Source organism: Bacillus cereus group sp. BfR-BA-01381 (assembly GCF_022663555.1).
GTDB classification, from domain to species: domain Bacteria; phylum Bacillota; class Bacilli; order Bacillales; family Bacillaceae_G; genus Bacillus_A; species Bacillus_A pacificus.
Genome location: NZ_JAKUFR010000023.1, coordinates 33,861 through 46,767 on the forward strand (window position 1 = coordinate 33,861; position 12,907 = coordinate 46,767).

Sequence of the window (12,907 nt, forward strand, 5' to 3'; positions counted from 1 at the left end):
ATGAAAGCCATCTTATATATATGTCATGGAAGTCGCTTGAAAGCAGCGAAAGAAGAAGCGGTTGCATTTATTACTTCATGTATGAACCATGTAGAGGCAAGTATTCAAGAAATTTGTTTTTTAGAGTTAGCGAGTCCAACTATTGATGAAGGGTTCCGTACATGTGTGAAGCGTGGTGCTACAGAGATTATTGTTATTCCCGTTTTTTTATTAGCGGCAGGTCATGTGAAGAAAGATATCCCGTTTGAATTGGAAAAGTTAACTAATCAATTTTTGAATGTTAAAGTGACCTATGGTAATCCGTTTGGTGTATCAGAAACACTTGTTAAATCGGTGTATAGCGGAAGTGGTATTGAACAGGAAGATAAGAATGAAGTGACGTTGCTTCTCGTTGCAAGAGGGAGTAGCGATCCTGAAGTATTAAGAGATATAAACTGGATTGCTTCTTTATTTCAAATGGAAGAGAAGATTAAGAAAGTAGAAGTTTGTTATTTAGCAGCTGCAGAGCCAAAATTTGAGGAGAAGTTAAAGGAAGTTGTAGAACGAAAAGAAAAGAATATCGTTGTACTGCCTTACTTGTTATTTACAGGTTTGCTTATGAAGCATATTGAAAAAGAAGTACGCCAATATGAGCTAGATGAGATAAAAATAAGTCCATATTTAGGGAAGAATGAAGCGTTTCAGTATATGTTAATTCAGAAAACGAAGAAATTATTGAAGGGAGATCAATATGTATCCACTTACAGTGCGAGTTGAGAAGAAACGTGTTGTTGTCATTGGTGGAGGGAAAGTCGCGGGATTCAAAATTATTCCTTTACTCAAACAAGGTGCAGATATAGTTGTGGTAAGTCCTGAATTGGATGCAAATTTAGTGAAACTTGTAGAAGAAAAGAAAATTCGTTGGTATCAAAGGGAGTATGAAAAAAGTGATATTAATGGTGCTTTTTTAGTTGTAGCAGCGAGTAGTGATGCCGTATTGAATGAAAAGGTTGCTGAAGATACGGCAGAAAATCAGCTGGTAAATGTTATTACGAATCCGGAAAGTGGAAATGTTCATTTTCCGGCGGCGTTTCATCGTGGGCTACTTAATATAGCCGTTTCTACTGGAGGAGCGAGTCCGAAACTTGCAAAAAAAATTCGAGATGATATCGCAAATAAATATGATGAGACGTATGAATCGTATCTTGATTTTTTATACGAAGTTAGAATAAAGGTGAAAGAATTACAAATAGAGAAAAGAGAGAGAAATATATTGTTGCAAGAGGTATTGAAGTCGATATATGTTCAAAATGAACAAAAAAGAGAATTGTTTTTACAAGAATTAGAGAGAAGAGTTCATATAGGATAATAAATAAATTGTACTTTACAACTATAAGAATATAATTTATAATCACAAGTAACTTCAATAGATGAAATCGATGAGCAAGAAGAGTATGTATATTTGATACGTTCAGAGAGCTGGGGTAAGGTGTGAGCCCGGTACGATAAAATATACAGAATGGGCTTGCGAGAGGTATGTTGAACATTGTAGTAGGCAACCCGGGTTCCGCCGTTAAAAGGATAGAGTATCGGAGTTTTTCCTGTACTTGAACAAGTGGGATTTATCAATCCAATTGAGGTGGTACCACGGTATTAACATTACATATATCGTCCTCTACATGCATATTTGCGTGTAGGGGACTTTTTTATTTTCTAAAGGAGGTGTGCGAGTATGAAATGAAAGTGTATAATTAACAAAAGTTTAAATATTCAGAAAAGGAGAATTTATGATGAAAGAAACACAGCAATGGACGTCGAAAATAGGCTTTGTACTCGCAGCAGCCGGAGCCGCAGTAGGTCTTGGTGCAATATGGAAATTTCCATATGTTGCAGGTAATGGCGGGGGAGGCGCATTCTTCCTTGTATTTTTACTATTAACTTTATTTATAGGTATGCCACTCCTTTTAGCTGAATTTGTTATTGGGCGTAGTACGCAAAAAGAGGCAGTTACAGCGTATAAAGTATTAGTGCCAAATAGCAAGGTATATCCTTGGATTGGTCGCATGGGAGTTGTTACTTGTTTTAGTGTACTATCTTTTTATAGTGTTGTAGGTGGATGGATTTTACTTTACTTATACTATAGTGTGACAGGAAGCTTCTGGAATGGAGTGACTGATTATGGGCAATTATTCGGTGAGACGATTTCAAATCCAGTAAGCGCGATTGGAGCGCAATTTGTCTTTATGCTTTGTACGATTTTTGTTGTAAGTAAAGGTGTAGAGAAAGGGATAGAAAAAGCAAGTAAGTATATGATGCCGCTATTATTTATTTTGTTTATTGCAATTATTGTTCGTGCGTTAACACTGGATGGTGCTTTTGCTGGGGTAGAGTTCTTCTTAAAACCAGATTTTTCAAAACTGACAGCAGATACGATTTTATACGCGATGGGACAATCATTCTTCTCGCTAACAGTTGGGGCCTCAGTAATGGTCACGTATAGTTCTTATTTGAAGAAAGAAGAACATTTAGCGAAATCAGCAACATCTATTGTAAGTTTAACTGTTTTTATTACAGTACTTGCAGGATTAGCGATTTTTCCGGCGATTTTCGCATTAGGTGTTAAGCCGACTGAAGGACCGGGGTTACTATTTATCGTCCTTCCAGCAGTATTTGCGAAAATACCATTTGGACAATTTTTCTTCATTATGTTTTTGGTGTTATTTTTCTTTGCAACGTTAACATCTGCGATTTCCATGCTTGAAATTGTAGTAGCATCTGTTGCGAAAGATAACGAGAAAAAGCGTCCGTCAGCATCGTTATTAATTGGTATTCTTATTTTTGCAGTTGGAATTCCGTCAGCTCTATCGTTTGGAATTATGAGTGATGTGAAAATATTTGGGAAAACATTCTTTGACTTAGTCGACTTCTCAGTAAGTAACGTATTGCTGCCGTTAGGGGTACTAGCTATTTCGCTATTCGTACCAAATAAAATGAGTAAAGAAATGTTAATGAAAGAATTAGAAGTTACGGAAACGAAAGGGAAAACATTATTTAATATTTGGTTCTTCTTACTTCGTTATGTTATTCCAGTAACTGTAATTATTGTATTTTTAAATGTGATAGGCGTATTTAAAATGTTTGCATAATAAAAAGACGGAGATTTCTCCGTCTTTTTATTATGTTGTAGGTGTATTTAATAAACGATTATATGCTTTATAGGCTGTGACGACTGCGAGGAATGATCCGATTAAAAATAAAACTGAGCCACCAAATGTAAATATCCGGCCAATAAAAGTCTCTCTAGCTTCTTGTATTTCTTGTTGTAATTGTGTATTCATATAATTCACCCCGTAAACTATAGGCATTTAGTTGTAGTCTATGTGGAATGCCTATAGTGTGTGAAGGGGAAATAAAAAAACTCGGTATGCACCGAGTTTTTTTATAATCCGATATAAGGAGATGGATCAACTGCGTTTGTCTTACCGACATTCCATTCTCCAAGATGAAGTTCAAAGTGTAAATGTTGTCCGTATGATTGGCCGGTATTCCCCATAAATCCAAGTTGAGTTCCTTGTTTTACAGTTTGTCCATTCGATACAGAACGGCTACTCATATGAGCATATACTGTTGTATATGTTTTTCCGTTAATACGGTGAGATAAGTACACAACATTTCCGTAACTAGATGATAATTCTGAGCGAATAACAACGCCATCTGCAGCGGCAATAATTGGAACAGTTCCTGAAGCAGCGATATCGATTCCTTTATGGTTATCAATAGAGCGCACGCCAAAACCAGAAGTTTTTGATCCAGCTGCTGGTTTAATAAATCCTCCGATGTTTGTATCGTGTGGTGTTGGGGCCGCTTGAGCTGTTTGAGCAGATGTAGCAGCTTGTTTACGAGCTTCTTCCGCCTTGCGAGCTTCCTCAGCTTTACGAGCTTCTTCTGCGCGTTTTTCTTCTTCAATTGCCTTTTGAACAGCTTGACGCTGATTTTCTAAAATGCCTTTAGATTCTTCTAATCCTTCAATCTCTGAATCTACTTTTGCCACTTTCGTATGTAGATCGCTAATAAGAGTTTGTTGCTGTTGTTGGTTATTTTGTAATTCTTGTTGTTTTTGTTCTAATTTTTGCTCGGATTCTTTCAGTTGTTGCTCTTTTTTCTCAACAGCCTCTTTTTCTTTCGTCACAGCATCTTGGTCAGTTGTTTGTTTTTTCACAATATCAGTATCGTTGTTTAAAATTAAACTGACAGAGTACATATTATCAACAAGATCAGCAATGTTTGCAGAATTTGTTAATACTTCCGTAATGATATTTGTGCGAGGTTTTTCTTGCATAGATTGCAGTCGTTGCTTAATAACTTCCTGACGTGTATCTATGTTTGTTTGTAATTGCTCTATATGTTTCTTTTTTTCAGTAATTATTTGTTGTGTTTTACTAATTTCTTTTTTTGTATCGTTTAATTCAGCTTCGTTTTTATTAATAGAAGTAGTTAAATCGTCGATTTTCTTTTGTAATTCTTGAATTTCTTTTTCTATTTGTTCTTTCTCGGCTGATTTATTTTGTAAGTCATTTTGTTTTCCTTCTAATTCAGATTGAATATTAGATAATTTATCTTGATTCGTTTCAGCGTATGCGGGTGAAAGTAACGGGGAAGCAAAAATCGTTCCTGCTGCTAAAACGCTGAACGCTACAAATTTCTTTTTCATGGTTGTCTGGCTCCTTTCCCTATGAATGTTATATATCATAAGAAGAAGAGTGTCTATCGTTGTAACCATAATGTAAAGAAAATTTTATAAAATTACTAAGTTTTGTCGGAATTTATCATTTTTTAACGATAAATTTCACTGTAGATTCATTTTTTATATTTGTGTAACAAAGGTTTGTTTTTAGAGTTTCCTTGTAAAATAAAGGGAAAAGTGAATTTGTTTTATGTAGTGAAATATTAGTTATATATTCAATAAAACACTGGTAAGGAATCGTTCTCATGTTAGGTTTTCTGACATGGGTTTTATTTTTGTCAAGAAAATTATTTGTGTTCGGGCAAAGTTATTTTGTTGTCAGATTTTAAATTTTGATTTATGATTTTTAACAGGGACAAAATGTAGTGAATTGTCGAATAATATGTAATACTCTTAATTTCAAGTTTTATAGAGATAGATAGAATGAGAGATAGAGTGACACATCGAAGAGGGGGTTACAACAAATATGAAAAGAATAGGACTTGCATGGCAAATATTAATTGGTCTTACGCTAGGTATTGCAGTTGGGGCGATTTTCTTTGGCAATCCGGCAGTGGTGAGCTATTTACAACCAATTGGTGATATTTTTATCCGATTAATTAAAATGATCGTTGTACCGATTGTTGTAGCGAGTATTGTTGTTGGGGTTGCTGGTGTTGGCGATGTTAAAAAATTAGGTCGACTAGGCGGAAAAACAATTATTTACTTTGAAATTATTACAACAATTGCAATTATTGTCGGTCTATTAATTGCGAATATTTTCCAACCAGGAAAAGGCGTAAATATGGAGCAGTTAACAAAGACAGATATTTCGAAATATACACATACGACAGAGCAAGTACAAAGTCACTCATTTGCAGATACATTTGTAAATATTGTTCCAACAAACATTGTAAAGTCATTAGCTGACGGAGATATGCTTGCTATTATCTTCTTCTCTGTATTATTTGGTTTAGGTGTAGCGGCAATTGGTGAAAGAGGAAGACCGGTTCTTCAATTTTTCCAAGGTGTAGCTGATGCAATGTTTTACGTAACAAACCAAGTTATGAAATTTGCACCATTTGGTGTATTTGCGTTAATTGGAGTTACAGTTTCTACATTTGGTCTTTCTTCATTAATTCCATTAGGGAAATTATTAATTGTAGTATACGGAGCAATGATTTTCTTCGTTGTAGTCGTATTAGGAATTACAGCGAAAATATTTGGAATTAACATTTTCCAATTCTTTAAGATTTTAAAAGATGAACTGATCTTAGCGTACTCTACAGCAAGTTCAGAAACGGTTTTACCGAAAATCATGGAGAAAATGGAGAAGTTTGGTTGTCCGAAAGCAATTACATCTTTCGTTATTCCGACAGGTTATTCATTTAACTTAGATGGATCAACTTTATATCAAGCAATTGCGGCTATTTTCTTAGCACAAATGTATGGTATTGATTTATCTATTACACAACAAATTACATTATTACTTGTATTAATGCTTACATCAAAAGGTATTGCGGGTGTACCTGGCGTATCATTCGTTGTATTATTAGCGACACTTGGTACAGTAGGTATTCCAGCTGAAGGTTTAGCCTTTATCGCTGGTATTGACCGTATTTTAGATATGGCCCGTACAGCAGTTAACGTTGTAGGTAACTCTTTAGCAGCTGTAGTTATGTCTAAGTGGGAAGGTCAGTATGACGCTGAAAAAGGAAAAGCCTACTTGAAAGAAATTTCTAATAAGCAAGCAGCTTAATTATAATTTGAACAAGCTCTCACATAATATGTGGGGGCTTTTCTATATAGAAGGGGAGCAGACGAAATGAAACGTAAATATGGTGACGGTTCTTCGTGGAAGCGACTAATAGAGAGGGATTATACTGTTAAGCAAATAGAAGAGGGAATGCTAGGAATACTGGAAATAAAAAAGGTGAGAGAACCTAGTTTTAAAGCATATGATGGTAAGGAACTTTGTATTGCTGGTAATCAGTATACGTGGATTCAATATTTCATAGATGGTAAAAACTTTGCGATTACAGCTATGTTAGATGATCAGAAAAAATTAGTGCAATATTATATCGATGTGGCGAAAGAATATGAAATAGATGACCGTGGCTTACCATATTTTGATGATTTATATTTAGATGTAGTGTTATTACCGAATGGTAAAATGTATGTACTCGATGAAGATGAGCTAGAGGATGCTTATAAAAGTGGCGATGTTACAAAAGAAGAGTATGAGTTAGCTTGGTACACTACGAAATGGATCATAGCTGCAATAAAAAATAGTGAATTTTATTGGATTTCAATATTGGAAGAAGAAATCGAAAAGTTAAAATGATTATTGTATTCAAATTTTTGTATAATTACCAAAAAAATCTATACAAAAAATAATTGACTTTTGTTTTGTAAGCGAGTAAAGTTAGGGAAGAAATTATTATTAAAAAATAAATATGAAACCTTCTTATAAAGAGAGGCGGAGGGACTGGCCCTACGATGCCTCGGCAGCGGACTCGATTTCAGAGTGCTGTGCCAAATCCAGCAAGCATATGCTTGAAAGATGAGAAGAGCGTTTCTTATAGATGTATAAGACCTCTTCTCGTTGGAAGAGGTCTTTTGTTATTCATTAGAAAAAGGTTGAAACTAGGGAGAGATGGTACTTTGAAAGAAACGAGAGGAAATGGTTTGGCATTATTACCACTTGGGATATTTTTGGCGCTATTTATTGGTTCTGGAATTATTACAGGTGATTTCTATAAATTGCCGATACTTGTAGCAATTTCAATTGCTGTAGGAGTCGCTTTAGCAATGAATCGTAAAGAAAGTTTTCATGTAAAAGTGGAACGATTTGCTAAAGGTGCAGGGAACCCAGACATTATGATTATGGTTCTGATTTTTGTACTGGCAGGAGCATTTTCTGAAACAGCAAAAGGGATGGGTGGCGTTGATTCTACAGTTAACTTAGCTTTATCAATTTTACCACAAGGATTTATCGTAGCTGGCATTTTCGTTATAGGAGCATTTATTTCATTAGCGATGGGAACTTCAATGGGAACAATTGCTGCATTAGCACCAATTGCTGTAGGTATTAGTGGGCAAACTGATATCTCAATTGCACTTACGATGGCTACTGTTGTTGGCGGAGCGATGTTTGGTGATAATTTATCATTTATTTCAGATACAACAATCGCAGCTGTACGTTCACAAGGAACAGAAATGAAAGATAAGTTTAAAACGAACTTTTTAATTGTATTACCAGCAGCTATTATTACAATTGTACTATTAGTAATCATTACTTTAGGAAGCGATACGCAGATTAAAACGCATAGCTTTGACTGGATAAAAATTTTACCGTATGCAGGAGTACTTATTACAGCGCTACTTGGTTGGAATGTACTTATCGTGTTAACCGGTGGAACTGTACTATCTGGGGTTATCGGTCTTTTAGATGGAAGTTATACGTTAGAGAGTTTCTTTAAAAGTGTAACGACTGGAATGGGCGGTATGATGGAGTTAGTATTACTTGCTATTTTAATTGGCGGTATGGTCGAATTGATTCAATATAATGGTGGCATTCAATATTTAATGAATATTTTAACGCGTAACATTCGTTCAAAAAAAGGAGCAGAGTTCGGTATCGCTGGTTTAGTAGGCATGACGAATATGTGTACAGCGAATAATACAATTTCTATTATCTTTACAGGTCCGCTTGCGAAAAACATTGCAGATCAATATGAAATTGATCCTCGTAAATCAGCGAGTGTATTAGATCTTTTCTCGTGCTGTGTGCAAGGATTGATTCCGTATGGTGCGCAAATGTTAACAGCAGCAGGATTTGCGGCGTTATCTCCAATTGAACTGTTACCATATGCGTTTTATCCAATCTTAGTTGGAGTATGTGGAATCATTTCTATATTAATTGGTTTTCCGAGGTTTTCTAAAGTAGCGGAAAAGAAAGAGTATCATAAAACAGCATAATGAAAATGAAGTGTATGAAAAGTAACGAAAGCCGTACAGAGAATGTTCTCTGTACGGCTTTTTATGTGCGGGAAAAGAGTGAATGATCCTATGCTACCGTATGTTTTTACAAAAGGCTGAATGCAACTCGGTCTTAAGTCTGAGTTAAAAACGGTTCTTAAGCTCGTTATGGAAAAAAGAAAAAATAGTTAAGATAAGAGTATCAAATCGAAGGGAGGCAAGCACAAGATGAAACAATTTCTAGCGTTTATCGCGGCTGGTATTTTAGCTTTAATTGCTCTTGGTAGTCTTGCTGGTATTGTAGGATTCGCAATCGGAGCAGGAGTTGTGTATTGGAGCTATAAATCATTTGTGCGAGCACAATCATTTTTTGGAAAGTTAGCTTGGGGTATTGTTGGTTTGATCGGCTTGTCCATCGCCCTTTCGCATTCCCCAGCATTAATCGGTATTGCAGCATTAGTAGTTTTATACTACGGATACCGTGAGTGGAAAAAAGAAAAAGATGTAGTTGTTGATTCTGCTCCAGAAAGTTCTAAACCATATAGTAACTTTGAAGATGAGTGGAACAAGTTAATGAAAAACTAATATAAAATCAATCAAATCAAATTTATAAAGTAGAAGAGAGGAAGATTATAATGAAACAATCTTTATTCGGACGTGTACGCGATGCAATTTTAGCAGATTTTCATAATGTGTTAGATGAGAAAGAAAGAAAAAACCCAATTGCTATGTTAAACCAATATTTACGTGATAGTGAGCGTGAAATAACAAAAATTGAGAAGTTAATTCAGCGTCATAAAACATTAAAATCTAACTTTGCTCGTGAGCTTGAGCAAGCACGTTATTTCGTGAATAAAAGATCTAAGCAAGCGATCATCGCTCAAGAAGCAGGCGAATTACAACTACATGAGCGTGCATTAGAAGAAGTAGCTTATTATGAAGGGCAAGTAACTCGATTAGAAGAAATGTATGCAGGTGTTGTAGAACAAATTGATGAGCTAGAGCGTCGTCTTTCTGAAATGAAAAATAAATTAAAAGAAATGCACGCAAAACGTATGGAATTAATGGCACGTGAAAATATGGCACATGCAAATCGTCGTATGAATACTGCGATGCATAAAATGGATGAAAATAATCCATTCTTACGCTTTGAAGAAATTGAAGATCATATTCGCGACTTAGAAACTCGTATGAACGAGGAGCATGAACGTGACACATTTGATATGAAGATTGCAAAGCTTGAGCGTGAAATGAAAGAAAAGAATGATGTATCGTTAACGAAAGAGTTAACAAAATAATAGTAGTATATTATAAAACAGGCTTATGATATAGTGATAGGAGAAAAGGTGTTGGAAAGCAATGCCTTTTCTTCTATGTATATGTGACAAGAAGGGGGGAGCTGAAATGAAGAAACATTTTTCAAAGACACAATTAATGGGGATGCTCCTCATCATATTTGGATTCGGTCTTTTTCTTGATATGATACTTGGACATTTTGAACCAGGTGGTCTCATTTTTGCATTTATTATGCTTATGTTTGGAAGGCATTATCGTAAAAAGAATCGTTATGTACGGGGAAATGTATTTTTATTTGTCGGTGGTATCGTATTTTTATTCTTCTTATTTTCATCAGCAGCATTTGTTCTTGTCGTATTTGCTTGTTTAGCTTTAATTGGTTATCAATTGATTCAACAAGGGCATCAGCAAAAAGCAATGAAGGTTGAAATTAAAGAAGAAGGGATTATAGACGAAGCGAAGCAAATATATCGTACAGAACCATATTTAAAAAATATGTTTGTAGGCAATGTACGAATGATGGATCATATTTATGAACTTGAGGATATTAATGTTCAATATGGTGCTTGTGATGTGGAAATAGATTTAACAACTGCTATGATTCCAGAAGGAGAAACGGTAATTGTTATTCGGGGTGTCGTTGGTAATATTCGTTTATATGTGCCATATGATATTGAACTGTCTTTAAATCATTCTGTTATTGTCGGACGTGTGCTCTTGCCAGGTCATGAGGAGACAGGGTTTAACCGCAATGTTACATTTAGAACAGAGCAGTATAAAGAGGCTCCTCGTCGTATTAAAATTATTTCTTCGCTTGTCGTAGGCGATACGGAAGTGAGGAAAGTATAATGAAGAAACAAAAAAATATTTCGTGGATGTATATTCGTTATTCTATGTTGTCCTCAGTTAGTATCGCACTCATTTGTACAATTGTATATGTATGGAAAAGCGAGCAACAAGTATATGATTTATTATGGAAGGAATCCATCGCTTCTGTTCCAATTGGCTTGTTTATTATGACTACAAGTTTACTTATCGGGGGAATTGTAGGATATGCAATCGGTTACTATATAGAGCAGCGTATACAAGGATTAAATACGTTTCTATTTGAAGTAGAGCGAGGGAATTTTCCGAGTGATGTTTCGTTTACTGCAGATGATGAATTTCATGAAGTGGAACGAAAAGTAATCGGTCTGGCTCGTCGATTAGAGGAGCAAGCTGGACTCTTTCAAAAGGTAACGAATGAACGAGCTCATTGGAATGAAGAGATGAGACAAGAAGCGATTTCCCAAGAAAGGCATCGATTGGCGAGGGAGCTGCATGATTCTGTAAGTCAGCAGCTTTTTGCAATGTCGATGATGATGTCGGCTATTAATGAACAAGTAGCTGAATTTCCAGAAACGACGAAAAAGCAGTTACAGCTCGTTGAAAATATGGTTGTAAATGCACAGTCAGAAATGAGAGCATTGCTTCTTCATTTACGCCCAGTACAGTTAGAAGGTAAGAAACTAACAGAAGGAATAGAAGAATTATTAACAGAACTATCTAGAAAGCAACATATGAAAATTGAATGGTTAATTGAACCGATTCAATTAAAAAAAGGTGTAGAAGATCACTTATTCCGCATTGTACAAGAGGCGCTATCTAACACTTTACGTCATGCGAAGGCAAAGAAAACGGAAGTGCGTCTTCGAAAAATTGATCAATATGCAATATTGAAAATTATTGATGATGGTGTAGGGTTTAAAGTAGGAGTGAATAAGGCTGGTTCTTACGGATTAAGGTCAATACAAGAGCGTGTTCATGAAATTGGTGGGACATTAAAGGTACTTAGTTTTCCAAATAAAGGTACACAAATAGAAGTAAAAGTACCGATTATGATTGAGAGAGGGGGAGAATCATGATTAAAGTATTACTAGTGGATGATCATGAAATGGTTCGTATGGGTGTATCAGCATATTTATCAACGCAGCCAGATATTGAAGTAGTTGGAGAAGCTGAAAATGGAAGAAAAGGTTCAGAGTTAGCTTTGCAATTAAGGCCGGATATTATTTTGATGGATCTTGTCATGGATGAGATGGATGGTGTTGAAGCAACACGTGCTATTATTCAAGAATGGCCAGAAGCAAAAATTGTAGTTGTAACGAGCTTTTTAGATGATGAGAAATTGTATCCTGTTATTGAGGCCGGAGCGACAAGTTATTTATTAAAAACATCAAGAGCGAGTGATATAGCAGACGCTGTACGAGCTACTTATGATGGAGAAACGGTATTAGAGCCGAAAGTTACTGGTAAAATGATGTCTCGTATGCGTCAGAAGAAAGAACAACCTTTGCATGAGGAGTTAACAGAAAGAGAGTCTGAAATTTTGTTATTAATTGCAGAGGGGAAAAGTAATCAAGAGATTGCAGACGAGTTGTTTATTGCCCTCAAAACAGTAAAGACACATGTGAGCAATATATTAAATAAGCTAAATGTAAGTGACCGGACACAGGCGGTTATTTATGCGTTTCGACATCAATTGACGAAATGATAAAGTGAAATTTTAACCAGTGGGGTGGTCCCCACTGGTTATTAGTTTGTACAAAATCTTTTTATTGACGCTAATAAATGTAAGCGTTATCATTAAGTTGTTAACAGTACATACAAAGGGGAGAATGTATATGCTAGTTCAAACTATATTCGGTATGGATAAGTCTAAAAAACTAGGGGATTATGTGAACGCATTACAAGCGCTTTGTGAACAATATAATGTTGAAACAGATAAAATTGCAATTGTTGAGGCGACAGAAGAGTACTATTTATTTTTAATAAAGCAAGAAGAGTGCTACGATGTTGTCAAAGTAGAAACGGTGGATACAAATATCGATTATTATACGAAAGCGTATAAAATAAGCAGTTTTAATCATACTGCTTATCAAATGTAAA

14 protein-coding genes, 1 riboswitch and 1 other annotated feature are annotated in these 12,907 nt (G+C 35.5%); of the genes, 12 read left to right on the plus strand and 2 right to left on the minus strand.

What is annotated here, in order from left to right; genetic code table 11:
* The 3 genes from MR079_RS10455 (at window position 1) to MR079_RS10465 (ending at window position 3,125) form a co-directional block, all read left to right on the plus strand.
* A complete protein-coding gene (locus MR079_RS10455) occupies window positions 1-756 on the plus strand; it encodes a sirohydrochlorin chelatase (protein WP_139869705.1) in 756 nt (251 codons plus the stop codon).
* The gene (locus MR079_RS10460) at window positions 731-1,348 is read left to right on the plus strand and encodes an NAD(P)-binding protein (RefSeq protein ID WP_000283349.1); all 618 of its coding nucleotides are present in this window, start codon (window positions 731-733) and stop codon (window positions 1,346-1,348) included. Before MR079_RS10455 ends, MR079_RS10460 begins: the two co-directional genes overlap by 26 nt.
* A 61-nt stretch (window positions 1,349-1,409) precedes the next feature.
* Window positions 1,410-1,658, plus strand: a binding site (T-box leader).
* Between the two features lie 111 nt (window positions 1,659-1,769).
* On the plus strand, window positions 1,770-3,125 hold the full coding sequence (locus tag MR079_RS10465; protein ID WP_016716991.1) for a sodium-dependent transporter: 1,356 nt from the start codon (window positions 1,770-1,772) through the stop codon (window positions 3,123-3,125).
* Window positions 3,126-3,155: 30 nt separating this feature from the next.
* Here the strand turns inward: MR079_RS10465 and MR079_RS10470 are convergent, their stop codons facing one another.
* Together MR079_RS10470 and MR079_RS10475 are read right to left on the minus strand one after the other, a co-directional pair.
* Window positions 3,156-3,317, minus strand: a complete 162-nt coding sequence (locus MR079_RS10470; protein WP_001095994.1) for a hypothetical protein — start codon at window positions 3,315-3,317, stop codon at window positions 3,156-3,158.
* Window positions 3,318-3,418: 101 nt separating this feature from the next.
* Window positions 3,419-4,690, minus strand: coding sequence for a murein hydrolase activator EnvC family protein (locus MR079_RS10475; RefSeq protein WP_049111555.1), 1,272 nt, complete (start codon window positions 4,688-4,690; stop codon window positions 3,419-3,421).
* A 499-nt stretch (window positions 4,691-5,189) separates the two neighbouring features.
* Between MR079_RS10475 and gltP the strand changes: the two genes are divergently transcribed.
* From gltP to MR079_RS10520, 9 genes are all read left to right on the plus strand, one after another.
* Window positions 5,190-6,461 carry a glutamate/aspartate:proton symporter GltP gene (gltP, locus tag MR079_RS10480; RefSeq protein WP_049111554.1) on the plus strand — a complete coding sequence of 424 codons (1,272 nt, stop codon included), beginning with the start codon at window positions 5,190-5,192 and terminating at the stop codon, window positions 6,459-6,461.
* A gap of 66 nt (window positions 6,462-6,527) precedes the next feature.
* The gene (locus MR079_RS10485) at window positions 6,528-7,046 is read left to right on the plus strand and encodes a ribonuclease FAU-1 family protein (protein WP_049111552.1); all 519 of its coding nucleotides are present in this window, start codon (window positions 6,528-6,530) and stop codon (window positions 7,044-7,046) included.
* 120 nt (window positions 7,047-7,166) lie between these two features.
* Window positions 7,167-7,272, plus strand: a riboswitch (SAM riboswitch).
* Between the two features lie 94 nt (window positions 7,273-7,366).
* Window positions 7,367-8,683 carry a Na+/H+ antiporter NhaC family protein gene (locus MR079_RS10490; protein ID WP_000665478.1) on the plus strand — a complete coding sequence of 439 codons (1,317 nt, stop codon included), beginning with the start codon at window positions 7,367-7,369 and terminating at the stop codon, window positions 8,681-8,683.
* A gap of 228 nt (window positions 8,684-8,911) precedes the next feature.
* On the plus strand, window positions 8,912-9,268 hold the full coding sequence (locus MR079_RS10495) for a lmo0954 family membrane protein (protein WP_000808648.1): 357 nt from the start codon (window positions 8,912-8,914) through the stop codon (window positions 9,266-9,268).
* 50 nt (window positions 9,269-9,318) lie between these two features.
* Window positions 9,319-9,981: a PspA/IM30 family protein gene (locus tag MR079_RS10500; protein ID WP_000814138.1), complete on the plus strand. Its 663-nt coding sequence runs from the start codon at window positions 9,319-9,321 to the stop codon at window positions 9,979-9,981.
* Window positions 9,982-10,087: 106 nt separating this feature from the next.
* On the plus strand, window positions 10,088-10,828 hold the full coding sequence (gene liaF, locus MR079_RS10505; protein WP_049111551.1) for a cell wall-active antibiotics response protein LiaF: 741 nt from the start codon (window positions 10,088-10,090) through the stop codon (window positions 10,826-10,828).
* Window positions 10,828-11,883, plus strand: coding sequence for a sensor histidine kinase (locus MR079_RS10510; protein WP_000744320.1), 1,056 nt, complete (start codon window positions 10,828-10,830; stop codon window positions 11,881-11,883). The genes liaF and MR079_RS10510 overlap by 1 nt, the downstream gene beginning before the upstream one ends.
* The gene (locus MR079_RS10515; protein ID WP_000598709.1) at window positions 11,880-12,512 is read left to right on the plus strand and encodes a response regulator; all 633 of its coding nucleotides are present in this window, start codon (window positions 11,880-11,882) and stop codon (window positions 12,510-12,512) included. Before MR079_RS10510 ends, MR079_RS10515 begins: the two co-directional genes overlap by 4 nt.
* 55 nt (window positions 12,513-12,567) lie before the next feature.
* Window positions 12,568-12,906, plus strand: a complete 339-nt coding sequence (locus tag MR079_RS10520) for a DUF3922 domain-containing protein (RefSeq protein WP_396022960.1) — start codon at window positions 12,568-12,570, stop codon at window positions 12,904-12,906.
* The last annotated feature ends 1 nt before the right edge of the window (window position 12,907 follow it).